1 protein-coding gene and 1 pseudogene are annotated in these 2295 nt (G+C 54.4%); one reads left to right on the top strand and one right to left on the bottom strand.

The window, feature by feature from the left end:
• Window positions 1-301: 301 nt before the first annotated feature.
• A pseudogene (locus tag ACP7AB_RS16815) lies at window positions 302-634 on the top strand (IS5 family transposase); the annotation flags it as partial.
• Here ACP7AB_RS16815 and ACP7AB_RS16810 read toward each other — a convergent pair.
• Window positions 612-2027 carry an O-antigen ligase family protein gene (locus ACP7AB_RS16810; protein ID WP_425993157.1) on the bottom strand — a complete coding sequence of 472 codons (1416 nt, stop codon included), beginning with the start codon at window positions 2025-2027 and terminating at the stop codon, window positions 612-614. The pseudogene ACP7AB_RS16815 and the gene ACP7AB_RS16810 sit on opposite strands and share 23 nt — an antisense overlap.
• Window positions 2028-2295 lie beyond the last annotated feature (268 nt).

Here is a 2295-nt window from a genome sequence, read left to right as displayed (position 1 = left end):
CCCATAGGCCATATCCCGCCAGCCGAAGCCGAAGCTGCCTACTATGCCATGCTAGCCGAACAGCCCCTGGCCGCGTAACTTAAGCCAAATGGCCTCCGGCAAACCCGGGGCGGTTCAGTCCGCGGACTTCATCAAGGCCAGCAGCCCCAACCGCTGCATCAACAGGCCGAACACATGACTGCACTCGACCGAGCGCCAACGTCGTTTTCACTCTTGCGTCTTGGAGGTCGTCCACACATGACGTCCCTGATGACGACTGCTCCAGAAAAGCTGGTTAGGCGGAGGTCGTCCACACCATCACGTCACAGCGGGCCAGGTCAGCGACTACATTGGTGCTGCGGCCCTGCTGGACAGCTTGCCGAGAGCACAATGGCTGCTGGGCGACCGGGGCTATGACGCAGACTGGTTCAGGGAGGCCTTGCAGGCCAAGGGCATCACGCCCTGCATTCCTGGGCGGAAATCCCGGACCGAGCCTATCCGTTACGACAAGCGCCGGTACAAAAGCCGAAACCGCATAGAGATCATGTTCGGCAGGCTCAAAGACTGGCGGCGAGTGGCCACACGATACGATCGCTGCCCGACCGTCTTCCTGTCCGCAGTCGCTCTCGCCGCTACCGTGCTCTTCTGGCTATGAGTCCTGAGCCTAGATACGATCGGCTGGCAATTTTACGACCCTCAAGTTCCAGGCGAGTGTACGAAGCGACAATCGCAACAAACAATAGCGTAATGTTATCTGCGATGCTTAGGATTGAGAAGATTGAGAAAAGTGAGAGCGTCCCAGCCAGAAAAGCGCCCGCTACGTCAAGGCGTTTCCCTGCAAGTATTTTAACAAATGCTGACCAGAAATAGGTGATCCATACGGCGAGGAAAAGAACCAAACCAATCCAGCCATTGTCGAGAAGAGTCGATAAATATAGAGAGTCGATCGTGACGATGTTAGGTCCAGCCGCAAAACCGGCGTGATAAGGAGAGCGGCCATCACCAAATCCACTGAGAGGGCTGTAAGCGATCTCATCGAATCCTCTGCTGAACATTGCGCTTCTATAAAGAGAACTACTCACTTCACTAGTATTTCGACCAAGAAATAAGTCAAGTATTTGACCTGACAGAAGACCAAACGCCGCTATTGAGGTTAAGGCCACAAAAATCATGATCAACACGCCGCCATACGCACCCTTCTTTGATCTGTGGACCGCATAAATGACGGCGAAGCTAAATGCCGCCACAGCCAAGCCTAAAATCGCGGCCCGAGAGCCGGTGATGCCGACAGCCCAGGGCGTCATCAAAATCACGGTCAACGCCAAAAGGCGCATAAGTAGCAAGCGCTCCTGAATGAGCGACCAGAGGGCCAAGGGAAAAACGAAGGCGAGGAACTGGCCAAATACAATGGGGTGATAGAAAACTGACTTGTACCTCATGCTCCCACCTCGAATGCTGATTTCAGTCGCGTTCATTGCCGCCTGTGCATCTGTGGCGAAGCGGAGCCCCAATATATCCACGACGGGACGCTTTATCGCGCTCTCGAGAACTGCAAGACCCAGCACGACAATAGCTGATATCAAGACAGTTCTTACAATTAAAACATTTCCGTCTACTGCGTTACTCACAAGAAGCCCCATGAACAGGACGGGGAGAAGATAAACGATAGCCTGCGCAGTAAGAACGAGAGATTCGGCAGGATCCTCGCCGAAGGCGCTCGCGACTAACCGCCAACAAATCCACGCACCGAGAAAAGATAGTAAAATATAAGTTGATCTGAGGGACGTAAAAAATTGTTCCCGTGCTGAATGGTTAAGAAAAATCAATGCTGGGAGAAGCGCCCATGACAAAATCGCCATTAGCGTAAATGGCGTAAACTGCGGAAGTCCGCCCAAGGCGTAGAAGCCATATCGGGGCCAGACTATCGACAGAGCTATAAGGACTACGCCCCAGCCGACGCCGAATTCGTACAACCCAGGCAGCTTAGCTTCAGCCCTCCGTTCGCGCATTGAAGGCGTCCCCCGCCCATCCAACATAACCTTTGCCATCCGCAGCCCCCCTCGTCCGGACAAGACAATCTAACACGACAGCCTCGGCTTAGGCCCACGGAAAATCGTCCGCCCGCTCTGGTCCCGCAGTCATAATGCGCGTCCGCAAGCTTTGACATGCCCCTGAGAACATCCGCCAGCCCTCGCGATTGACGTGACCCCCTGAAACTCCTCCAGGAATAGCTAGAGTCCGCCCCTCGAAAGGACGGACAGAATGAAGCGATCGAGATTTACGGAAGAGCAGATCATCGGGATCCTGCGCGAGCAG

The organism is Brevundimonas sp. TWP3-1-2b1, from assembly GCF_049896165.1.
GTDB lineage: Bacteria > Pseudomonadota > Alphaproteobacteria > Caulobacterales > Caulobacteraceae > Brevundimonas > Brevundimonas subvibrioides_B.
This window is presented reverse-complemented; position numbering and strand designations above follow the sequence as displayed.